This is a genomic window from Terribacillus sp. AE2B 122, from assembly GCF_902497585.1.
Classification (GTDB): domain Bacteria; phylum Bacillota; class Bacilli; order Bacillales; family Amphibacillaceae; genus Terribacillus; species Terribacillus saccharophilus_A.
The window spans coordinates 331,342-351,569 of sequence record NZ_LR700944.1 but is presented as its reverse complement, the minus strand read 5'-3'; the positions used below and the strand labels follow the sequence as shown (position 1 = coordinate 351,569).

Below are 20,228 nucleotides of genomic sequence, written 5' to 3'. Positions count from 1 at the left end.
GTGGAGGGAAACTGATGAAAAAAGCGATAATATTGTTTGCGTTACTTCTTGCTTTTTCTGCTTTAACGCACCCAGTTCAAGCACAGCCTAAGAAGAACGTAATTGTGGAAACAGAGTACTACGATGGCATTGAAGAGCTGAAATATCCGCAAGTAAAACATGCGGGAACACCTAAGCTTACGAGAATGATCAACAAGGACTTCAAGACGTATATCGAGAAAGCTGCAGCAGTACGCAAGGAGAATATAGAGGCTGGCAAAAAATATAATTATGATCCTGATTATCAGACTGATTTTGAAGTCAAATATAATACGGATCGCAGGCTTAGTATCCTGATGAGTAGCTATATCTTTACCGGTGGGGCGCACGGCTCTACTGTGGTAGAATCCTACAATTACGACTTAAAAGAAAAGAAACGCGTCTATTTGACAGATATCCTGCAGACACCCAGTCAGCTGAAGAAAGTTCAGCACTACATCTTTACCTATGCTAAGGCGAGACCAGAGATATTCTATCCTGATCTGAAAAAAGAGGACATCCACCTAAATGAGAATACGGCCTTCTTTTTTACAGATGAAGGCATAGCGCTTGTATTCCAGCAATACGATATTGCACCATATGTCTCCGGTAATCAAGTTATCAAAATACCTAAGAAAATATACAACTAAGAAAGAAGCCATGGAAGTATGCTGCATCCATGGCTTTTTCGGGTATATCTAATTAAATATAATAGAGAAATGGGGAGAAACAAATGATGAAGTGGGGAATTCTAGGACCAGGCTCGATTGCACATCATTTTGCGGAAGCTTTGCAGAAAGAAGGAGAATCCATTCTGGCGGTTGGCGCAAGGAACAAAGAAAAGGGACAAGCATTTGCAGAGAAATTCGATATACCTAGGGTGTATGAAGGATTCCAGGGTGTGCTGGATGACTCTGAAGTAGATGTTGTATACATAGCGACGCCTCATGCATTTCATTATGAAACAATCATAGAAGCCTTAAAGCATGGAAAACATGTGCTAGCCGAGAAAGCGATTACAGTGAACTCCAAGCAACTGGATGAAATCACTGCATTGGCAGCAGAGAAGCAGCTGATTGTAGCAGAAGCAATGACAATTTATCATATGCCGATTTATAAAGAACTACAGCAGTTGGTTGATGCTGGGAAAATCGGTGACATCCAGACATTAAGTGTGAACTTTAACAGCATCAAAGAAAATGATCCGAAAAATCGTTTCTTTAATCCTGATTTGGCGGGTGGAGCACTCTTGGATATAGGCGTTTATGCTTTGGCGTTTGTTCGTATGTTTATTCAGGAAGAGCCTAGTGAAGTTATCAGCACCGTTACGAAGCATGAAACAGGTGTGGACCAGCAGGCAGGAATAATTCTGAAGAACAAGAAAGGCCAGCTTGCTACCATCACATTATCCTTTATGGTGGAATCTCCAGAACGTGCTACAGTCATGGGTACAAAAGGATTCATTGATATGGAGAAGTTCTCCAGGGCCCAACATGCCACGGTTTGTTATGTAGAGCAAGGCAAAACAGAAACAATAGAAGCTGGAGAGACAGAGAAGGCATTGCAGTATGAAGTAAAAGCAATGAAGGAACTCATCGAAAAGGATGTTCCACATGTAACATTGCCCTATACAAAGGATGTTATGAAGATTATGGATCAGCTTCGGAAGCAGTGGGAAATAAGCTTTAGCTTTGAATAAAAAAATGCTCCGGACACTACCGGAGCATTTTTGCTGTTTAACTCAATTTTCTGCTGTTTGCCGGAGAAAGCAATTTCTCGAACCAACCCATAACTAAGTCGGCCATTACAGCCATGAGTGCAGTCGGAATAGCGCCTGCTAATATGATGGCGCCCCCTTCTGCTGCATTCGTACCTCGGACGATGATGGAGCCTAACCCGCCAGCGCCGATGAATGTTCCGATTGTGGCGATACCAATCGCAATAACAAGCGCAGTACGCAGTCCAGCCATAATGACAGATAGGGAGAGAGGAAGTTCAACCATACGCAAAATCTGGAATCTGGTCATTCCCATCGCATTTCCTGCTTCCTTCAATGTCTTATCTACTCCAAGTATTCCTGTATACGTATTTTTTATGATCGGGAGCAGTGAATAAAGGAATAACGCTAGGATGACTGTATTTGTCCCTAACCCCATCACCAGCATGAGAACAGCTAGTAATGCAAGTGCAGGTACTGTCTGGATGACATTCACAAAGGAAATGACCCAAGGACTGAGCTTGCTGTAGCGGGCAATCAATATACCGACTGGGATGCCCACGATACCCGCAAACAATACACCGTATGCAGACATAAGGAAGTGCCGATAGAACTCTGTCCAGATGTAAGCGCCGTTTTCGCTATAATATGTCATTAGTTCTTTTAATATATCCATCGTCTCTGCACCTCCTTAATTATCCTCAAAGTAGTTATGTTCCTCTAAATATTCTCTTGCTACTGTACTAGGTTCCTTTTTCTCGATATCTGCCTGGTAGTTCAGTTCAACGATTGTTTCGTTATTGAATTTCCCTACCATCTTCTGCAAAATATCATCAATCTCTGGATGTTCCCGCAGCACTTCATTCGTTGCTACCGGAGAAGCGTCGTAAGGGGGGAAGAAATGTTTATCATCCTCCAACGTTGCCAGGTTGAATTGCTTCAATCGGGCATCTGTAGAGTAAGCCAATACGGCATCCATTTTTCCGCTGTTCAATGCGGAGTAGACGAGACCAATCTGCATCGGGTAGACTTTGTTGAATTCGAATTCATATTCTTTGACGAATTCGTCATAGCCAATCCCTTCACGATTAATCCAGCTATTATCAACACCGAATTGATATTTGTCGGCTACAGATTTCAGATCGGAAACTTTCTCCAGCCCTTCTTCGTCAGCTACATCCTGACGGACAGACAGAACATAGGTGTTGTCGAATCCGTAAGTGTCAAACCATTTCTGATCGAATTGCTCCTCGAATTCGCGCTGCACAATCGCCATCGCTTCATCAGGATCATTCACCAAATCCATGTGGAGGGCACCGCTAAGGTCAGTACCTGTATATCTTGCTGCAGATATATCTACATCACCATTGACCATTGCTTGATGCATCACGATGGAGGATCCCAAGTTTCCGACGATTTCTGCATGCAGGTCGGTATAATGCTCGATCATATATTTCTGAATATAGCCTAGAGTCTGTGTTTCGGATGTGGTCACGGTACCGATTTTTATAGTATCGGCGGAGCTGCCACCAAGGCCGGGAAGCGAACAGCCAGAGAGAAGAAAGGCCGTCATCATACCAACCAAGACCAGTTTGATTCGCTTTTTCATACCTGTTGTCGCCCCTTTCTATGCTGTTTCATAATGAGTGCTCTTTGTAGTAGGAGTTAGCTTCTTCTCAACCTTGCCCAGGATGAAATCAGCAAGCAGTGCTAGGACTGTAGAAGGAATTGCTCCTGCTAAAATCAATTCGGGTTGATAAAGATTTAACCCATCAAAAATGAAGTCACCAAGACCGCCAGCTCCTACGAATGATGCAAGTGTAGCCCAGCCGATCAGGTAGACGGTAGAAACACGGATTCCTGCCATGATGATGGGAATGGCAAGTGGCATTTCCACGCTGAAGATAAGCTGTGTGCTTGTCATACCCATCCCACGGCCGGCCTCCAGTAAATTTTTATCGGTGTTTTTAATACCGATGTAAGTGTTACGCAGAATTGGAAGCATGGAATAGAAGAATAATGCAACGATTGCCGGTACCTTGCCAACGCCTAAGATAGGAATGAAGAATGCCAGGATGGCGAGGCTTGGGAAGGTTTGTATGATACTGACAATACGAATGACTGTATCTGCTGCCCGGTTGATCCGCGTCAGCAGGATGCCCACCGGTACTGCGACAAGGATACCGAGCAAAACAGCAATCAATGATATATATAAATGCTCCCACGTTTTCAGAGCAAGTGTACCGCCTTGTTCCTGGAAGAATTGAATCAATGTATCCATGTGATTTGGACCTCCTTCTTAATTGTCATCCTCATCACCCCAAATAGAATCATAGACAAGGTCTGCGAGTGTTGCTCTCGTAACGATACCTTTGAGCCTGTTTTGATCGTCTACGACAGGTACATATTTAGTATGTCTTCGCAGCATTTTCTGGATAGTGTCACGTATGAGGCTGTCTTCTTTCACCTTGTAAAGCTCTGTTTCATAGATTTCGCCGACGAGTGTTGATTTCTTACGATTCTCTTCTATATCCTCTACGTCGATGTATCCTTCAAGTGTTTGATCGTCTCCGATAACAAGCAAGGAATCCACTCGTTTTTCCTTCATGCGCTGAATCGCTGTCGATAATGTCTCTTCTTTATGAACTGTAGCAGGTATCTTGTTCATGATCTGACCAACTGTCGTGACATCTGGTTTTGTCTGGATAAGGCGTTCTTTTCCGATGAAGGATTCTACGAATTCGTTAGCTGGATTGCGCAGGATCTCATCTGGTGTATCTACTTGAACAATTTCTCCATCCTTCATGATGACAATACGGTCTGCGAGTTTGATAGCTTCGTCCATGTCGTGGGTAACGAAAACGATTGTCTTACCTAATCTTCTTTGAAGATCCTTGAACTCTTCTTGTAAGCCATCTCTCGTAATAGGGTCTAATGCACCGAAGGGTTCATCCATCAGAATGAGAGGAGGATTGGAAGCCAAAGCTCGTAGTACACCGATCCGCTGCTGCTGACCGCCACTTAGCTCCTGCGGATAACGATCAAGATATTCCTCAGGAAGATTGACCAATTTAATCAATTCTACAGCTCGCTCACGCCGCTTTTCCTTGGACCATTGCAACAGCTTCGGGACGAGCGTGATATTCTCACTGATTGTCATATGCGGGAAAAGACCGATTTGCTGAATGACATAGCCGATTTCTCTGCGCATCTGAACACGGTTCTGCTTCATGATATCCTTGCCATCGATCAAAATTCTTCCTTCTGTTGGTTCGATGAGACGGTTGACCATTTTCATACTTGTTGTTTTACCGCAGCCACTCGGACCGATAAAGCAGATGAATTCGCCTTTCTCGATCTGCAAGTTTAGGTTGTTCACAGCCTTCTTGCTGCCACTGTAGATTTTCGTTACATTCTCGAACGTCAGCACAAAAATAACCTCCTGTTTAAGGTGCAAATTTATTGTCTGTGAAATCAAATGATGTTTCATTACGGACAATTTCCGTAATATATCGCATCGTTTTTTGCATCGCAATTTCAGGATCATAAGTCCTGCGATGGTTCAGCACATTGTTGAACATCCCTTGCCAGATGAGGATAGTCAATTCGTTGATCGCATCTACATTCCTCTCGCTGATTTCACCAGCTTCTAATGCCAGCTCTAATGCAGAACGGCCGCGCTTGGACATATTGCGTTCCAGTAATGTCGGTTGAAGCTCCTCTGGGATGTTAAACAAATCCCTTGGAAACTTCGCATAATACCGCTCCAGCATATTTTCCGGGCTGTCACCAAGATCCATGATGAAAATAGCATGGAATAGCTTCGGGTGACGGAAGGAATACGTGCAAAAGCATTCCCAAGCCAGCAAATACTTTTCCAAAGGCTTATCGGAACGGTTCATATAGAGGACAACTTCGTCGGTATAATCCTTAAGGAATGTCATGGATGCAAAGAAAACGAGGTGAGATAAATCAGAAAAGTAATTGTATATCGTGGCACTGTTGTAGCCCGCACGATCCGCTACTTTACGGATCGTAACTTTCTCTAATCCCTCTTCGCGAATAATATCCGCTGTCGCTTCCACGAAATATTTCCACATGCGGCTTTTTTGGATTTCCTTTTTGTTCATAGTGCTTTTTTTCTCCTTTACATACGCGTTCGTGCTCGCCTCCCCATGGTTGTTAAGTCGTAATCGCGTATGTTATTATAATCTCGATTAAAAAGTAATCATGATTATAAAGTATAGCATAGAAGCTTAACAATGCAAAATTGCCTAGGAGGGAAGATAGATATGGTATTTAACGTCCGCGATAATCAGCTGCAAATTAAAACGACTTATCCGCACAAGGTAAAAGAAATATCCCATATATGGATTCCGATGCGAGATGGTGTGAGATTATCGGCGAGAATCTGGCTTCCTGAAGATGCAGAAGAAACACCAGTACCAGGTATATTGGAATATATCCCGTATCGAAAAGATGATTTTACTGCTTTACGTGATAGCATTCGTCATCCTTACTTTGCAGGTCATGGATATGCCAGTGTACGTGTGGACATCCGCGGTAGCGGGGATTCAGAAGGTATTCTTTATGATGAGTATTTGCCGCAAGAGCAGGATGATGCAGAAGACGTTCTGAAATGGATAGCTGAGCAGCCATGGTCAACGGGCAAAGTAGGTATGATCGGGAAATCATGGGGAGGATTCAATGGACTGCAGGTAGCTGCCAGAAGACCTCCAGAGCTGCAAGCAGTTATTACACTTTGTTCGACCGATGATCGCTATGCAGATGATGTCCATTATAAAGGCGGAGCACTGCTCGCATCGGACATGCTTTGGTGGGCATCAACAATGTTTGCGTATAATGCAAGACCGGCTGATCCGGAGATCGTAGGAGAAAAGTGGCGGGAGGACTGGATTCGCCGCATGGAAGAGACACCGCCATTTGCACAAGAGTGGGTGCGGCATCAACGACGGGATGCTTATTGGAAACATGGTTCCGTCAATGAGGACTATCAGGATATAGAAGTACCTGTATTTGCTGTAGGAGGCTGGGCAGACGGATATACGAATGCAATTCCTCGGCTTTTGGAAGGATTAAAAGCACCGAGAAAAGGACTGATCGGACCTTGGGCTCATGAATATCCAGATGTAGCTATACCGGGCCCATCTATCGGATTTTTGCAAGAATGTCTGCGCTGGTGGGATCATTGGCTCAAAGGGAAAGATAACGGAATTATGGAAGAGCCGATGCTGCGAGCCTGGATGCAGGATAGTGTACCACCTCAGGTAGAATATGAAGAGAGACCAGGCAGATGGGTAGCAGAAACACAATGGCCCTCACCAGTTATCAAGCAGAAGGAACTGTACTTGTTCAATCAAGAACTAGGCGAAGAGTCTAAAAGCGGTCTGCCTATAAATGTTTCAAGCATGCAGCAGCATGGACTTTATGCGGGAGTGTTTTGTCCATTTGGACAGCCAGGAGATATGCCATCTGATCAACGCTTGGAAAATGGATTTGCTACTGTATTCACCAGTACACCTTTGGAAGAAAGAATGGAAATTCTCGGGGCTCCGAAGCTGCAATTGGAAATAGCAAGTGACCAAGAACAGGCGCTGTTGGCAGTTCGTCTAAATGATGTTGCTCCTGATGGAAGTGTTACACGTGTAACATGGGGGGTGCTTAATTTAACGCACCGGTACAGTCATGAGTTTCCGGAAAAGCTGACACCTGGGGAGAAGATACAAGTAACTGTACAGCTGAATGATATTGCTCATGCAATTCCAGCCGGTCACCGCTGGCAAGCAGCCGTTGCACCGACATATTGGCCACATGCTTGGCCGTCGCCTAAAGAGGCAACCCTTACCATCTATCCAGGCAAAGAGACGAAACTGCTGCTGCCAACGAGAGAGACACAATCTATCGATGACCAGCTGTCTGCTTTCCAGCAGCCTGAAACAGCACCAGTACTGAAAAAGGAAGTATTGCGGCCGGAAAGTCGAAAACGACAGATACATTATGACATGGTGGAAAAAACATGGATTCTGGATGATTATTCAGATGAAGGTGCGCGTAAGCTTGCGGATAACGGAATGGAATATGGCAGTACAAACCGCAACGTTTACACAATTAAAGAAGGAGATCCGCTTTCTGCTAGTGTCCAATGTGATTGGACAATGGATATAGGGCGCGATAATTGGCAGACACACTTGGATTTGTCCTGCTATATGTGGTGTGATGAAGGGCACTTTTACCTTAAGCATAAACTTAAGGCCTTTGAAGGGGAGAAAGAAGTTTTTAAAAAGGAATGGAACGAAAAGATTCCTAGAGATTTTATTTAAAAAAACAGGCTGGGACAGAAGTGTTTTGACCAAACAAAAATCCGAACAATGCAGATTTCTCAGTGAATTTACATCGTTCGGATTTTGTTATTCAAATAGTGAGCAAGAATCCCGCTCCGGCAGAATACTTCGCTTTCCGCGGGCACGGCCTCAGCCTCCTCGCGAAAAAACACGCTGTGGGGTCTTCGGACTCGTGCTATTCCCGCAGGAGTCTTCGTATTCTGCCTACGCTGTTTGCGTCTCCTGTATGAAAGAGATGGTATTACGACGTAATAGCGGAGGGGATACACGGAGACTCACCAGTCGCCCGCGGTAAGCGCGAACTATCTAATTATGTCCCAGCCTGCTTTATTTTAAGTTCATAGAAACTGGCCATGGTTGTCCGGAAGTATGGTTCCAGCCAAAACAGGCCGATAAATAAGGTTAGAATGGATAACAAAGCCCAGCCTATAAAGCTCAGCTGCAATAAAAATAACTCCATCTTGTATCCGTGCATTTTTTCTTTACTTTCCTGAACAGCTTCGAAAATAGAATAATGTGGATTCTCCCGCAAAATGTAAAGTGTCTGGGAATAACTTAAATATTTGATGATGCCAGGTACAATCAACAATAAGGTCCAAAAAGTCAGCAGGATAGTCAAAATCAGTCCTGTCAGCATGTACCGCCAGAAACGCTTGAAAGGGGAAAAGATGAAGCCGAAGGAAGGTCGATTTCCTTGGACGAAGCTTTGAAATAGCCAAGTTGTTCCTATAAAAAGTGGCATAAGCAACACATAATCTAAAAGAGTATCTCGTATAAAACTTAACGACTCTTCCTTAATGGTGATTTCGTCTCCAACCACAGCAGAAAAGCCAAACCAAGAGTTTGTTATTATCTTTATGGTAAATGAAATGACCGAGAAGAGGAAGACAGCAAGTACACCTTTTCCCCAATTGCCGCTAAGACTGTCTAGTGCATCCTGTTTTAGAGTACGATTATCAATCACGTGTTTGTCCCCCAGCGTTTTTTCTAATGTATATGTCTAGTGCCGTCTTGAGCATACCATACATTAATGGAAAAGTATGGTTGTTATTTCGGGGAGCACATGTTAAAGTGTAACTATCTTGCAAAACAAAGTAGTGGGGTTCTTTTTTTGTCCAACTATCTTGTAAAACAATATAGTTGAGGAGGAAGTTGATTTTGTCATCCAGTCAATTATTAAAAGGCATCTTAGAGGGTTGTCTGCTTGCGATCATTGCTGAGCGTGAAACGTATGGCTATGAAATGGTGGAGAAGCTTGCTTCCTATGGTTTTACCATGGTAAGTGAGGGCAGTATCTATCCATTGCTGCTGCGTATGAAAAAAGAAGGCCTCGTTACGACAACCAGTAAGACATTACCATCAGGCGGACCAAAGCGGAAGTATTATAAGTTAACCGCAGAAGGTCATGCAGAACTGGAAGATTTCAAAGGGAGATGGGCAGTCATCTCTACGAGCGTGGATAACATTTTGAGGGGGATTAATCGTGACATTATCTAAGGAAAGCCAGACGTTTCTCGATAACTTGCGGATTTATCTATTCGCCAGCAACAAAAAAGAAGACGAAGTGAATGAATTAATGGAAGAGTTGGAAGATCACCTGTATGAAGCAGAGCAGAATGGAAAAAATGTCGAGCATATTATCGGGAAGTCTCCAAAAGCATATATGAAGGAAATAGAAGCAGAGGTGGAAACGGATGGGAGGTTTTGGCTTATATTTGTCCCGCTTATCCTGTTGAATGCCTTTGCATATCTCATCATGAATAAGGCGATAGCAGACGAAAGAGATTATTCCATGCTGGCGCTCATTGGAAATCCCTTAGTATTTATTGTTACCATACTCTTGCTGTTTGGAATGTATCGCTTTATAGCAGCAAACAAACTATCCAAAAAAGTGACCGTCATGCTATATATAGTGATGGGATTCGCTCCTACTGCCATGTTCACGGGAATACTGGTGGCAGATCTTTTTATTGAGACACCAATGCTGACAATCAGTCCAGCCATGAATATAGCAGTGATCATTGCCGCTTGCATCATTTTCATTGCTGCAGCACTATATTGGAAAGCGTGGATTTCCGTCATCGTGCCAGCAGTTCTTTACATTCCGCAGGTGATTTTACATTTCATTAATATAAATGAGCAAAGCAAGCTTATTATTATTCTTTCAATCATTATTTTATTTTCTCTATCTCTAATAATTTGGCAACTTAGACTAATTAAGAAAGATAATTAGCGCATGCTTAGGCATGCGTTTTTTATTGACTGGGGAGAGATTTGGATGTAATATATACCTAACAAATGTAATGTATATATTACATAGGAGATCCTGATACATGAAAAATAAAGTGAAATTTACACGGATGGAACAGAAAATGACGCAGGAGCAATTGGCCAGGCAAGTGCGGGTGACCAGGCAGACAATCGGTTTGATCGAAAAAGGAGAGTACAATCCCACGCTTCAGCTCTGTGTTGCGATCGCAAAGGCCTTAGGGAAGACATTGGATGACTTATTCTGGGAGGTAGATTGAGAGTGGAGAAGACATGGATTCGTTTTTTGCTGCCGGATGATGAATACAAGCGCAGGACTATACTCGTTTACTTTGCGGAAGCTGCCATTTTGCAGCTGATAGCTGTCTTGACTCTGATTGTTATTTCTCAATTTGATTTTATTCCTATGGATGGTGTCGTTGTTCTGATTGGGATGTTGTTCGGAACAATAGCTTACGTCTGGATTCGTTATATTCTGTCAGGTATGGAGTTTGCTGAAATAATGACTGCAAAAGCTTATAGACGAGAGAGGAAATTGATTATTATTAAATCAACGTCATTTCTTGTTATTATGTGTGCGAGCATTGCGTCATTCGATGTATTTGGCATGATGTCAGTCCCTCTTATAGAAGGTCTGATCGTCAGCTTCATAGCAGCATTACTGCTGTTCTTAACTAATTATGTATCACTGAAAAGGTCCTACTGGAAAAACCGAGAGTTGATTGACTGACCAGATCATTTACCTGTCGAGCACTGCATATTGCAGTGCTTTTTTCGTGTTTTTCCAATGCGGAAAGGAATTTGTTTTAGCTTAAGGGAAACAGTAGACAAGACAAAGGAGGAGTTCGGATGAAACGTCTTGGTCAGCAGTTTGCTATTTTCTCACTTATATTCTTGCTATTATTTGTCCCTACGTCAGCATTGGCAGTTACAACTGAGTACCCAACATTGGATAAGGCGAAGAGAGTTGAAGAAGCGGGATTCACTAAGGAAGGGTTAGCGAAAGTGGATGAATTAATTGAAAGCGATATCGAAAATGGATTTCCGGGAGCATCATTGCTCATTATAAAGGACGGAAAGATTGTGAAGGAATCCCGTTACGGTTACCGTCAAGTATATGACGGACTGGAGGAGCTTAAAAATCCTAAGAAAGTGAAAAAAGATACCTTATATGATCTGGCTTCCAATACAAAGATGTACGCAACTAATTTTGCGCTGCAGCATCTTGTCAGCGAGGGAGAAATCAGGTTGACGGATAAAGTCAGTGATTACATTCCAGAATTCAAGGATGAGGCAAATGCAGAGATAAAAGGGAAGAATACGATTTTAATACAAGATCTGCTGCAGCACCAGGCAGGTTTTCCAGCGAGTATTGAATTCCATAACCCGGATACAGCAGGTGCATTTTATTCGCAGGATCGAGAGCGTACAATCGAACTTTTGCCTCAGGTTCCGCTCCAATATGAACCAAGAACCAACCATCTGTATAGCGACATTGATTATATGCTGTTAGGTGTAATAGTGGAACGTATGACGGGAGAAAGACTGGATGCGTATGTAGAAGAGACTTTTTATGAGCCGCTTCGTTTGAAGAACACAATGTTCAATCCATTGGAAAACGGCGTGAAGGTGAAAGATGTGGCCGCGACAGAGCGTCTAGGTAACACAAGAGATGGGTATTTCTCTTTCCCGAATATCAGGACAGAAACGATTATCGGAGAAGTGCATGATGAGAAAAGCTATTATGCAATGGATGGTATATCCGGGCACGCGGGACTCTTCTCGACGACGAATGATATGGCTGTTTTGCTGCAAGTCATGTTAAATGGCGGCGGATATGGCAAACAGGAATTTTTTGGTGAAGATGTGATTGAGACATTTACAGCGGCTTCTCCTACAAATGAAACGTATGGGCTTGGCTGGCGCAGGAATGGCGATGAAGGGACGATGGATTGGATGTTCGGTTCGTTGGCAAGTGACACAGCCTACGGTCATACGGGCTGGACCGGTACAGTTACGATCCTCGACCCGGAATATGACCTTGGGATCGTCCTGCTGACAAACAAGAAGCACACACCTGTGCTTGATCCGGCAGCAAACAGTAATTTGTTTGCTGGAGACGAATATGCTACAGGCGATTATGGACCAGTTGTCCAGGCGATATATGAAGCGATGGAATGAAAAAACACGGTCATTTGACCGTGTTTTTCTATGTGATAACAAGGGCGCGCCTTCCCATTTCATCATAGATTCGGATAAACTGAGTTTTTTCTACCTTTACATGCTCGCCGCTTTTTTCTGTTGATTCACAGTCGTGGAAATAAACGTGGTCATCATCGATACCAGTGACGACGATGCAATGCAGCGGACGGGGTGCTTGAACGACTTTCCCAGCCGGAGTGTGCCAGACACGTGGTGTAGGCATGTCATGATGAATTGTAAACCAAACCAAAACAGGGCGGTCATTTGCTACATGAGTTTCAATGACATCCCATGCTTCTCCGTACAGTGCCGAGCTGCCGGGCCGGTACTTTTCTGCTACTTGTTTCAGCGGATTCGGGTTTATCGTAATACCATTATCGAATGGATCGCCGACAAAACCATCCTCCGGATCACCCCATATGCGGATTGTTCCATCCTCATTGCGTTCTACAGATGTTTTATCTATGGGCATTTCACGAGCTAATGATAGTTTATCGACATCTTCTCCATAATAGGACAGAGCCATTGCCAGCGCTGTTACTTCACATCCGGAAGGCAGCTCTGGGCGCTGCTTGATGTAGGGTACGTCTAGTAACCTCAAATCTCATCCCACCTTACGCAATTTTTCCTAATTATAGCAATAGAGCAGGGCCGTTGAATACAAGAAAAACTCCACCGAAAGTAAGATGTGGCCAAGAGACGAGCTTGGTATAATGGACAGACAATAGCATAGATGACTCAAGGGTGGTCGGCTCACTTATCCCTCCAGGGAGGGAGGTGATGCCTCTGACAGTATTCGAAACGCTGATGCTGATGATTTCTTTCGGTACGCTGGTTGTTGCGATCATGTCTGATAAAAACCAAAAAAAATAACCACCCTTGAGTGACAGCTCATGATGGGTAGGTTATTTTTTCGCTCTTTCATGGGTCGATTCCTTTGAGGAATCCTTGCTATTGCTTGACCGTTTGGTGTTACCAGCACCAGGCGGTCTTTTTTCGTTATTATCTTATGCACATTCTATCGTAAATAAACCTTGTTGTCATGTGTTTTATGTATGTTAGAGATGTCTAAACTGAAAACCTCAGCAAGCCCATTTCTCCCTGTCTCTGTAAGCAGGAGTGCCCGTGACTCCGGTTTCTTTCTCAGCCAATCCAATTCCAGAAAACGTTCCAGCATTGCATGCCCTAATGCACCAGCAAGATGATGCTTTCGCTCGCTCCAATCCAAGCAGCAGTGGCAGAAAGACCGCCTTTTTCTTCGAGCTGTTTCCACGTCGATACCGAAGCTTGAAAAGAAGGTTTCTCCTTTAGCTGTGAGGATAAATTGGTTATGTTCTTGTTTTACATATTCATTAGCAATTAAACCTTTTGCAACCTGTATACCGAGTGAGCCAGCCAAATGATCATAGCAGGTCCTGGCATAGCGGATAGCTTGGTCTTCAGCTGCCTGCTTGAAGGAGGAAACTGGAGCAGGCGGTGTAATTGTCAGCAATGATTCGATTACTTGTGCAATGGCAGGATCTTTTAGTCCGTAATAACGATGGCGTCCCTGCTTGGTCTGATCAAGGAACCCAGCTTCTTCTAGCTTTTTTAGATGAAAGCTGGCTGTCTGCGGCGTGATACCGGCAGCCCGAGCTAGCTCCCCTGAAGTATGGAATCTTCCATCGAGCATGTAAGTGAGCATGATACTGCGGGAAGATTCACTAAGCAGGCTTGCAGCTGCTGCGACATGTTGAGGATGCAAACCCATTCTCCTTTCGTAACATCCATATTTCGATGACGCTCGTAATATCTTTATTTTAAGCTAAAGATGGAGAGGGGAGAAGTATGATGATAGAAACAAAAACAATTAATCCTAAGATTTTATATTATGGCAACGCTATTGTCCTTCTCACGACAGTGAATGAGGATGGAACGACAAACATCAGTCCAATATCTTCTTCCTGGGCATTGGATCATTTTCTTGTCATCGGTCTCGGTACAACCGGGAAAGCATATGAGAATTTACAGCGGAGAGGGGGATGTGTGCTGAATATTCCAGGTCCTGATTTATGGCAGCACGTCGAACGGATTGCTGCTTGTACAGGAAAAGAGGTGGTTCCGTCGGATAAAGCAGCATATGGATACATCTCTGTAAAAGATAAATTCCATGCAGCTGGTCTAACGAGAAAAATCTCCTCAGTTGTGAGCGCAGAGGCTATTGCAGAATGCCCATTACAAATTGAAGCAGAAGTAAGACATATCAGAGAACCGGACTATATGGAGGGTATTGCTATTATAGAGGTGGAAGTTGTAGCCGTCCATGCACAGGAAAACATTTTAAAAGAGGGGAAGCATATTGATCCAAGTAAGTGGAGTCCGCTCATCTACAACTTCCGTCATTACTTTGGACTTGGAGAAGAATTAGGCAAGACCGCGCGGGCATAATGGAAGAACCCCTCATCGGACAGATGAGGGGTTCTGCTATTTAACGAGCAAAAGTTCTTGGAAAGTCGTAAAATCTTGAATAATACCACCTGAACCAAGCTCGTTCTGTTCAAAGGCTTCACGATTCTTCCCGAAAGGATCGATTGCAATGACTGTACCAATTCGGGCTTTCTTCGCGGCGGTGAGACCGGAAAAGGCGTCTTCGATGACAAGGCACTCGTTTGGCTGCAGACCTAGTTTTTTAGCTGCTATCAAGAAGATATCAGGAGCAGGTTTTCCGGGGAAACTGCCATCATCGAATGTGACAGTTTCAAAATTGAACCACCTGTCCAGCTTGAAAACATCGAAGTAGAAGGCAACATTTTCTTTCACCGTTGCCGTTGCTATTGTAATAGGCGTACCCTGTGCTTTTAGGTGATCCAAAGTTTCCACCAAACCCTTGGTGAGTACAAGATCCTTCTCATTTTGCAGACATAGATCTCGGTAGAGACTTTCCTTTTCATCGGATAGTTTCTGTATATCTCCCTTTGTGAGGTCATTATTGATGAAGTGTCGTAAAATCTCACTGTTCGTGCGGCCGTGGATATTCTTGAAAATTTCTTCATCTGTTATGGGTGCTGCAGCATACTTGCGGATCATATGGAACCAAGCCTGCTCATGTAAATGGGAATCCAGGAACATGGTGCCGTTGAAATCGAAAATGACGCCTTTCATTTCTATTCCTCCTTATGCCTTTTGTGGTAATTGCATCTCAACATACTGCTCGTAATGCGCCTGAACGTCTGATCGTATCTTGTCATCCGTTATTAGATAATCCATATCATGCAGGTTGTAAAATACATAGAAATCTTCCCGATTGAATTTCGTATGATCGACAAGTAAGTATTTGCTGCGTGAGTTGTTCAGCGCAATCTGATGTGCTTCACCTTCTTCAATGCTGTAGGTAGAAATCTCTTCATTGTGAACCCCGTTCGCACTGATGAAAGCTTTCGTGAAATTGAGCTTTTGCAGACTGCTATTTACTAGCGGTCCGACGAACGTACCAGTATTTTTTCGGAAATCCCCGCCGATCAGCATAATCTCAGCTGTATCACTTTGGGTTAGGATCTCAAACACTGGATAGCTGTTCGTGATGATTCTGATTTTCTTATGAAGTAAGTGGCGTGCAAGTAGTTCAATCGTTGTTCCTGGACCAAGAAAAACTGTATCTCGGTCATTTACGATAGAAGCAGCTAATGCAGCAATCTGCGTTTTTTCCTCTACTTGGACATCCAGCTTTTCTACATGGGACAACTCCTGATCCATTGCATGGGTGATACTTTGTGCGCCGCCATGTATCCTTACTAGCTTACCTGCTTTATCCAATTCATCTAAATCTCTGCGGATTGTCATATCTGAAACGTTCAATTCGTGGATGATATCGTTGACTGTTATGATTCCTTGTTTGTTGACGATGTCCACAATTTTCAACAAGCGCTCTCTTTTCAACATATTTTCACCTCAAAACTTTAAACATAACTTATCATATGCAAGTTAATACAGTCAATATAAATAAACAAATACAAACACGTGATTGTTTGTTATCCATTAACATTTGCCTAATTTTAGAAAAAAATTCGTTGACAGGTATATTGTATCCGTTTACAATAAACGAAAGATAACAAAAACAAACAATATATTACTGTTTAAACAAACATTTTGGAGGAGGAATCCGATCATGTATAAGTTGCCTGAGGATTTTATATTTGGGGGAGCAACAGCAGCCTATCAAGCAGAGGGTGCGACAAAGGAAGGCGGTAAGGGGCCGGTAGCCTGGGATGAATTCCTGGAGAAGCAAGGGCGATTCAGTCCAGACCCTGCTAGTGACTTTTATCATCAATATCCAGAGGACATCAGACTTTGTGAGAAATTCGGTGTAAATGGTATCCGTATTTCGATTGCATGGACAAGAATTTTCCCTGATGGAACCGGAGAAGTGAATCAAGAAGGTGTCGATTTCTACCATAGTCTATTTGCAGAGTGTCAAAAGCGGAATATCACAGCCTTTGTCACCTTACATCATTTTGATACTCCAAAAACACTGTTCGATAAAGGAGACTTCTTGAATCGGGAGAACTTAGACGCCTTCGTCGACTACGCAGAATTCTGTTTCAAGGAATTCCATGAAGTTCACTACTGGAGCACATTCAATGAAATTTATCCGGTTGCAACAAACCAGTACTTATTAGGAACATTTCCGCCGTCTGTGAAAAGTGATTTTTCAATGATCATACAGTGTTTGCATAATATGATGGTTGCCCATGCTCGAACGGTTAACTTGTTTAAGGATAACAACTACCCTGGTGAGATTGGAGTTGTACATTCCTTAGAAACGAAATATCCGGCAACAGGCTCACCGGAAGATCAGCATGCGGCTTTCTTGGATGATGCGCTTTCCGTCCGCTTCCTCTTGGATGCTACATATCTCGGATACTATTCAGATAAAACGATGCAAGCACTCGAAGAAATTGCCGAAGCGAACGGTGCGACTTATGAATTCCTAGAAGAAGATTTTGAGATTATGAAGAAGGCATCCCGCCGTAATGACTATCTTGGAATCAACCACTATCAATGTCACTTCGTTAAAGCGTATGATGGCGAAACGCAGATTCATCACAATGGAACAGGAGACAAAGGGACTTCTGTCTACAAAGTAAAAGGAATTGGAGAACGAATCTATAAGGAAGGACTGAAGCGCACAGATTGGGATTGGCTGATCTATCCGGAAGGTATGTATGACATCCTAATGCGTATAAAAGAGGATTATCCTCATTACAACAAAATCTATATTACCGAAAACGGAATGGGCTACAAAGATGAGTTCGAGAATGGCGTCATCATGGACGAGGCACGGATCGATTATCTGAAAGTCTACTTGGAAGCTATCGGCAAGGCAATTGAGGATGGGGTGAATGTAAAAGGTTACTTCCTCTGGTCCTTGATGGATCTGTTTTCTTGGACAAATGGCTATAACAAACGCTATGGACTATTCTATGTAGATTTCGAAACACAAAAGCGCTATCCAAAAGCTTCTGCTTACTGGTACAAGCGTCTAAGTGAGACAAAGACCATCAGTTGATATCCTGCACGGTGGGTGCTACTCGCCGTGCCTTTATAAAACTAATATGAAAGCGTTTTAGGAGGGTTATTATGACAAAAGAATCATTACAAATGCTAGGTTTTGAGATTGTTGCATATGCCGGGGATGCGCGCAGCTCGCTGATGAAGCTGTTGCGGGAAGTGCGTACAGGAAACTTCGAGAATGTAGAAGAAGAGCTGAAAAGTGCAGATGAAAATCTCAAATTGGCTCACAATGCACAAACGCAAATACTGGCAGATGAAGCAGCCGGCAAGGATATGGATATCGGCTTCATTTTCATCCATGGCCAGGATCACCTGATGACAACATTGCTTCTTCGGGAGCTTGTACAGGACTTCGTCGAGCTCTACCGCAAAACGAGTTAAAAGGAGGAAGTAGGATGAAAGGGATTATTGGACAAATTGAGAAAGGGAAACCGTTCTTCGAGAAGGTTTCCCGGAATATCTATCTTGGGGCAGTTCGTGACGGTTTCCTGACGGCAATGCCTGCAATTCTGTTCGCAAGTATCTTCATCCTTCTGGCAGCTTTGCCGGAAGTACTAGGATTTGCCTGGCCGGAAAGTGTTTCGACATGGCTGTGGAAAGTATATAACTATTCCATGGGTGTGGTAGGCTTGCTGGTTTCCGCTACAACAGCCAGAAGTCTGAGTGAATCAGTGAACCGAAAAATGCCGAAGAATAAAGTAATCAACTCGACATCAGCAATGCTTGCATCCATTGTTGGGTTCATGCTGTTGAGTGTTTCGCAGATCGACGGTGGGTTCTCTGCCGAATACATGGGAACCAAAGGTTTACTGGCATCATTTGTATCCGCTTTCATAACGGTTAATGTTTATCGTTTCTGTGTATTGAAAAATATTACGATCAAAATGCCAAAAGAAGTGCCCGGAACGATTTCCCAGACATTCAAGGATATCTTCCCGTTCGCATTCTCTGTCCTCGGTATGGTCATTATCGATTTGATTGTGCGTACTACATTGAATGTGCCATTCGCGGAAGCGCTAGTCAAACTGCTTTCCCCATTATTCACTGCGGCCGATGGCTACCTCGGTATCATGATTATCTGGGGTATGATGGCATTCTTCTGGTTTGTCGGTGTACACGGACCGTCTATCGTCGAACCAGCGATTGCTGCTATTATCTATGTCAACGTAGAAGCTAATCTGCAGCTATATAATGCAGGTGAGCAGGCATCCAATGTTTTGACAGTAGGTCTTGGTAACTTTGTAGGTACGATGGGCGGAACAGGTGCCACGCTTGTAGTACCGTTCATCTTCATGCTCTTGGCGAAATCCAAACAGCTGAAGGCAGTTGGTAAGGCGTCCTTCATACCGGTCAGTTTTGCGGTGAACGAGCCATTACTATTCTCGGCGCCGATTATCCTGAATCCGTATTTCTTCATTCCGTTCTTGCTGACACCGATGATCAACGTTTGTATTTTTAAATTCTTTGTCGACGTCATCGGCATGAATAGTTTCATGTATGTCCTGCCTTGGGCCACACCAGCACCAATCGGCCTTGTACTCGGAACCGGAATGGGATTATGGTCGTTTGTGCTAGTGTTGACCTTAATCGTCGTCGACTTCTTGATTTATCTGCCTTTCTGTAAGGTGTACGATAAAGAGCTCGTCATGCAGGAAGCACAGAATGCTCAGCTGGAAGCTGCTGCGGCGAGAACACAGCCAGCAATGGCTGCAGCAGTAAGCGGCATTGCAGCAACGCAAGCAGCAGAAGAAATTCAAGAAACAAGATCCGTTTCCAATGAATTGAAACCGACGAACGTTCTTGTCCTTTGTGCAGGTGCTGGTACAAGTGCCATGCTCGCCAACGCTTTGACAGAAGGAGCTGAACAATTCAGCGTTCCGATTTCTGCATCTGCTGGAGCATACGGTTCACATTATGAAATCATGGCTGACTACGATATGGTCATCCTGGCGCCTCAGGTGGGATCGTACTTCGAGGATATCAAAGAAGATACTGATCGTCTCGGCATTAAATTAGCTGCGACAAAAGGCGCAGAATATATCAGTCTGACACGTGATCCGAAGAAAGCAGTTGACTACGTTATCGACCAGCTTAAATAAGCAGGAGGAGAA

23 protein-coding genes are annotated in these 20,228 nt (G+C 43.6%); 13 read left to right on the top strand and 10 right to left on the bottom strand.

Features of this window, described 5'->3' with window-relative positions:
- The first annotated feature begins 14 nt into the window (after positions 1 to 14).
- Positions 15 to 668 carry a DUF3298 and DUF4163 domain-containing protein gene (locus AE2B122_RS10180; protein ID WP_175073988.1) on the top strand — a complete coding sequence of 218 codons (654 nt, stop codon included), beginning with the start codon at positions 15 to 17 and terminating at the stop codon, positions 666 to 668.
- An 86-nt stretch (positions 669 to 754) separates the two neighbouring features.
- The gene (locus tag AE2B122_RS10175; RefSeq protein ID WP_371809517.1) at positions 755 to 1,717 is read left to right on the top strand and encodes a Gfo/Idh/MocA family protein; all 963 of its coding nucleotides are present in this window, start codon (positions 755 to 757) and stop codon (positions 1,715 to 1,717) included.
- 37 nt (positions 1,718 to 1,754) lie between these two features.
- On the opposite strand, the gene AE2B122_RS10170 is transcribed toward AE2B122_RS10175, so the two are convergent.
- Genes AE2B122_RS10170 through AE2B122_RS10150 form a run of 5 tightly spaced genes read right to left on the bottom strand, consistent with a single transcriptional unit; the run spans position 1,755 to position 5,865 of the window.
- Positions 1,755 to 2,411, bottom strand: a complete 657-nt coding sequence (locus AE2B122_RS10170; RefSeq protein ID WP_095219728.1) for an ABC transporter permease — start codon at positions 2,409 to 2,411, stop codon at positions 1,755 to 1,757.
- Between the two features lie 15 nt (positions 2,412 to 2,426).
- On the bottom strand, positions 2,427 to 3,344 hold the full coding sequence (locus AE2B122_RS10165) for an osmoprotectant ABC transporter substrate-binding protein (RefSeq protein WP_175073987.1): 918 nt from the start codon (positions 3,342 to 3,344) through the stop codon (positions 2,427 to 2,429).
- Between the two features lie 18 nt (positions 3,345 to 3,362).
- Positions 3,363 to 4,016: an ABC transporter permease gene (locus AE2B122_RS10160; RefSeq protein ID WP_175073986.1), complete on the bottom strand. Its 654-nt coding sequence runs from the start codon at positions 4,014 to 4,016 to the stop codon at positions 3,363 to 3,365.
- Positions 4,017 to 4,034: 18 nt separating this feature from the next.
- Positions 4,035 to 5,165, bottom strand: a complete 1,131-nt coding sequence (locus AE2B122_RS10155; protein ID WP_217468078.1) for a betaine/proline/choline family ABC transporter ATP-binding protein — start codon at positions 5,163 to 5,165, stop codon at positions 4,035 to 4,037.
- Between the two features lie 16 nt (positions 5,166 to 5,181).
- Entirely contained in the window at positions 5,182 to 5,865 is a 684-nt protein-coding gene (locus AE2B122_RS10150) for a TetR/AcrR family transcriptional regulator (RefSeq protein ID WP_095271953.1), read from the bottom strand.
- A 162-nt stretch (positions 5,866 to 6,027) separates the two neighbouring features.
- On the opposite strand from AE2B122_RS10150, the gene AE2B122_RS10145 reads away from it, so the two are divergent.
- A complete protein-coding gene (locus AE2B122_RS10145; protein ID WP_175073984.1) occupies positions 6,028 to 8,076 on the top strand; it encodes a CocE/NonD family hydrolase in 2,049 nt (682 codons plus the stop codon).
- Positions 8,077 to 8,407: 331 nt separating this feature from the next.
- On the opposite strand, the gene AE2B122_RS10140 is transcribed toward AE2B122_RS10145, so the two are convergent.
- Positions 8,408 to 9,061: a DUF975 family protein gene (locus tag AE2B122_RS10140; RefSeq protein WP_175073983.1), complete on the bottom strand. Its 654-nt coding sequence runs from the start codon at positions 9,059 to 9,061 to the stop codon at positions 8,408 to 8,410.
- Between the two features lie 194 nt (positions 9,062 to 9,255).
- Here AE2B122_RS10140 and AE2B122_RS10135 point away from each other — a divergent pair, with 194 nt between their 5' ends.
- The 5 genes from AE2B122_RS10135 to pbp4b all read left to right on the top strand — a co-directional run bounded on the left by AE2B122_RS10135 (position 9,256) and on the right by pbp4b (position 12,546).
- A complete protein-coding gene (locus AE2B122_RS10135; protein ID WP_175073982.1) occupies positions 9,256 to 9,594 on the top strand; it encodes a PadR family transcriptional regulator in 339 nt (112 codons plus the stop codon).
- Entirely contained in the window at positions 9,581 to 10,330 is a 750-nt protein-coding gene (locus tag AE2B122_RS10130) for an HAAS domain-containing protein (RefSeq protein ID WP_175073981.1), read from the top strand. Before AE2B122_RS10135 ends, AE2B122_RS10130 begins: the two co-directional genes overlap by 14 nt.
- A 100-nt stretch (positions 10,331 to 10,430) precedes the next feature.
- Entirely contained in the window at positions 10,431 to 10,625 is a 195-nt protein-coding gene (locus AE2B122_RS10125; RefSeq protein WP_095219736.1) for a helix-turn-helix transcriptional regulator, read from the top strand.
- 2 nt (positions 10,626 to 10,627) lie between these two features.
- The gene (locus AE2B122_RS10120) at positions 10,628 to 11,095 is read left to right on the top strand and encodes a hypothetical protein (RefSeq protein ID WP_095219737.1); all 468 of its coding nucleotides are present in this window, start codon (positions 10,628 to 10,630) and stop codon (positions 11,093 to 11,095) included.
- 119 nt (positions 11,096 to 11,214) lie between these two features.
- Positions 11,215 to 12,546: a penicillin binding protein PBP4B gene (pbp4b, locus tag AE2B122_RS10115; protein WP_175073980.1), complete on the top strand. Its 1,332-nt coding sequence runs from the start codon at positions 11,215 to 11,217 to the stop codon at positions 12,544 to 12,546.
- 28 nt (positions 12,547 to 12,574) lie between these two features.
- On the opposite strand, the gene AE2B122_RS10110 is transcribed toward pbp4b, so the two are convergent.
- Complete coding sequence (locus AE2B122_RS10110) at positions 12,575 to 13,168, bottom strand: C39 family peptidase (protein WP_175073979.1); 594 nt, start codon at positions 13,166 to 13,168, stop codon at positions 12,575 to 12,577.
- A gap of 179 nt (positions 13,169 to 13,347) precedes the next feature.
- On the opposite strand from AE2B122_RS10110, the gene AE2B122_RS19190 reads away from it, so the two are divergent.
- Positions 13,348 to 13,440 (top strand): putative holin-like toxin, encoded by a 93-nt coding sequence (locus AE2B122_RS19190; RefSeq protein ID WP_254593474.1) that lies wholly within the window; start codon positions 13,348 to 13,350, stop codon positions 13,438 to 13,440.
- Positions 13,441 to 13,585: 145 nt separating this feature from the next.
- Here the strand turns inward: AE2B122_RS19190 and AE2B122_RS10105 are convergent, their stop codons facing one another.
- Positions 13,586 to 14,317 (bottom strand): helix-turn-helix transcriptional regulator, encoded by a 732-nt coding sequence (locus tag AE2B122_RS10105; protein ID WP_175073978.1) that lies wholly within the window; start codon positions 14,315 to 14,317, stop codon positions 13,586 to 13,588.
- A gap of 77 nt (positions 14,318 to 14,394) precedes the next feature.
- Here AE2B122_RS10105 and AE2B122_RS10100 point away from each other — a divergent pair, with 77 nt between their 5' ends.
- Positions 14,395 to 14,994 (top strand): flavin reductase family protein, encoded by a 600-nt coding sequence (locus tag AE2B122_RS10100; protein ID WP_175073977.1) that lies wholly within the window; start codon positions 14,395 to 14,397, stop codon positions 14,992 to 14,994.
- A gap of 36 nt (positions 14,995 to 15,030) precedes the next feature.
- Here AE2B122_RS10100 and AE2B122_RS10095 read toward each other — a convergent pair whose 3' ends face one another.
- Together AE2B122_RS10095 and AE2B122_RS10090 are read right to left on the bottom strand one after the other, a co-directional pair.
- Positions 15,031 to 15,708, bottom strand: a complete 678-nt coding sequence (locus AE2B122_RS10095) for an HAD family phosphatase (RefSeq protein ID WP_175073976.1) — start codon at positions 15,706 to 15,708, stop codon at positions 15,031 to 15,033.
- A 12-nt stretch (positions 15,709 to 15,720) separates the two neighbouring features.
- The gene (locus tag AE2B122_RS10090; protein ID WP_095219743.1) at positions 15,721 to 16,485 is read right to left on the bottom strand and encodes a DeoR/GlpR family DNA-binding transcription regulator; all 765 of its coding nucleotides are present in this window, start codon (positions 16,483 to 16,485) and stop codon (positions 15,721 to 15,723) included.
- 226 nt (positions 16,486 to 16,711) lie between these two features.
- On the opposite strand from AE2B122_RS10090, the gene lacG reads away from it, so the two are divergent.
- The 3 genes from lacG to AE2B122_RS10075 all read left to right on the top strand — a co-directional run bounded on the left by lacG (position 16,712) and on the right by AE2B122_RS10075 (position 20,216).
- Positions 16,712 to 18,112, top strand: a complete 1,401-nt coding sequence (lacG, locus tag AE2B122_RS10085; RefSeq protein WP_175073975.1) for a 6-phospho-beta-galactosidase — start codon at positions 16,712 to 16,714, stop codon at positions 18,110 to 18,112.
- Between the two features lie 71 nt (positions 18,113 to 18,183).
- Positions 18,184 to 18,498, top strand: coding sequence for a PTS lactose/cellobiose transporter subunit IIA (locus AE2B122_RS10080; protein WP_095219745.1), 315 nt, complete (start codon positions 18,184 to 18,186; stop codon positions 18,496 to 18,498).
- Positions 18,499 to 18,512: 14 nt separating this feature from the next.
- The gene (locus AE2B122_RS10075; protein ID WP_175073974.1) at positions 18,513 to 20,216 is read left to right on the top strand and encodes a PTS lactose transporter subunit IIBC; all 1,704 of its coding nucleotides are present in this window, start codon (positions 18,513 to 18,515) and stop codon (positions 20,214 to 20,216) included.
- The last annotated feature ends 12 nt before the right edge of the window (positions 20,217 to 20,228 follow it).

What these genes read in the sequence shown, in the direction of transcription:
- AE2B122_RS10075 (WP_175073974.1), top strand. Translation starts at nt 18,513, where the DNA reads ATGAAAGGGATTATTGGACAAATTGAGAAAGGGAAACCGTTCTTCGAG.
- AE2B122_RS10095 (WP_175073976.1), bottom strand. Translation starts at nt 15,708, where the DNA reads ATGAAAGGCGTCATTTTCGATTTCAACGGCACCATGTTCCTGGATTCC.
- AE2B122_RS10175 (WP_371809517.1), top strand. Translation starts at nt 755, where the DNA reads ATGAAGTGGGGAATTCTAGGACCAGGCTCGATTGCACATCATTTTGCG.
- AE2B122_RS10090 (WP_095219743.1), bottom strand. Translation starts at nt 16,485, where the DNA reads ATGTTGAAAAGAGAGCGCTTGTTGAAAATTGTGGACATCGTCAACAAA.
- AE2B122_RS10170 (WP_095219728.1), bottom strand. Translation starts at nt 2,411, where the DNA reads ATGGATATATTAAAAGAACTAATGACATATTATAGCGAAAACGGCGCT.
- AE2B122_RS10080 (WP_095219745.1), top strand. Translation starts at nt 18,184, where the DNA reads ATGACAAAAGAATCATTACAAATGCTAGGTTTTGAGATTGTTGCATAT.
- AE2B122_RS19190 (WP_254593474.1), top strand. Translation starts at nt 13,348, where the DNA reads ATGCCTCTGACAGTATTCGAAACGCTGATGCTGATGATTTCTTTCGGT.
- AE2B122_RS10125 (WP_095219736.1), top strand. Translation starts at nt 10,431, where the DNA reads ATGAAAAATAAAGTGAAATTTACACGGATGGAACAGAAAATGACGCAG.
- AE2B122_RS10160 (WP_175073986.1), bottom strand. Translation starts at nt 4,016, where the DNA reads ATGGATACATTGATTCAATTCTTCCAGGAACAAGGCGGTACACTTGCT.
- AE2B122_RS10105 (WP_175073978.1), bottom strand. Translation starts at nt 14,317, where the DNA reads ATGGGTTTGCATCCTCAACATGTCGCAGCAGCTGCAAGCCTGCTTAGT.
- AE2B122_RS10180 (WP_175073988.1), top strand. Translation starts at nt 15, where the DNA reads ATGAAAAAAGCGATAATATTGTTTGCGTTACTTCTTGCTTTTTCTGCT.
- AE2B122_RS10100 (WP_175073977.1), top strand. Translation starts at nt 14,395, where the DNA reads ATGATGATAGAAACAAAAACAATTAATCCTAAGATTTTATATTATGGC.
- AE2B122_RS10145 (WP_175073984.1), top strand. Translation starts at nt 6,028, where the DNA reads ATGGTATTTAACGTCCGCGATAATCAGCTGCAAATTAAAACGACTTAT.
- lacG (WP_175073975.1), top strand. Translation starts at nt 16,712, where the DNA reads ATGTATAAGTTGCCTGAGGATTTTATATTTGGGGGAGCAACAGCAGCC.
- pbp4b (WP_175073980.1), top strand. Translation starts at nt 11,215, where the DNA reads ATGAAACGTCTTGGTCAGCAGTTTGCTATTTTCTCACTTATATTCTTG.
- AE2B122_RS10150 (WP_095271953.1), bottom strand. Translation starts at nt 5,865, where the DNA reads ATGAACAAAAAGGAAATCCAAAAAAGCCGCATGTGGAAATATTTCGTG.
- AE2B122_RS10165 (WP_175073987.1), bottom strand. Translation starts at nt 3,344, where the DNA reads ATGAAAAAGCGAATCAAACTGGTCTTGGTTGGTATGATGACGGCCTTT.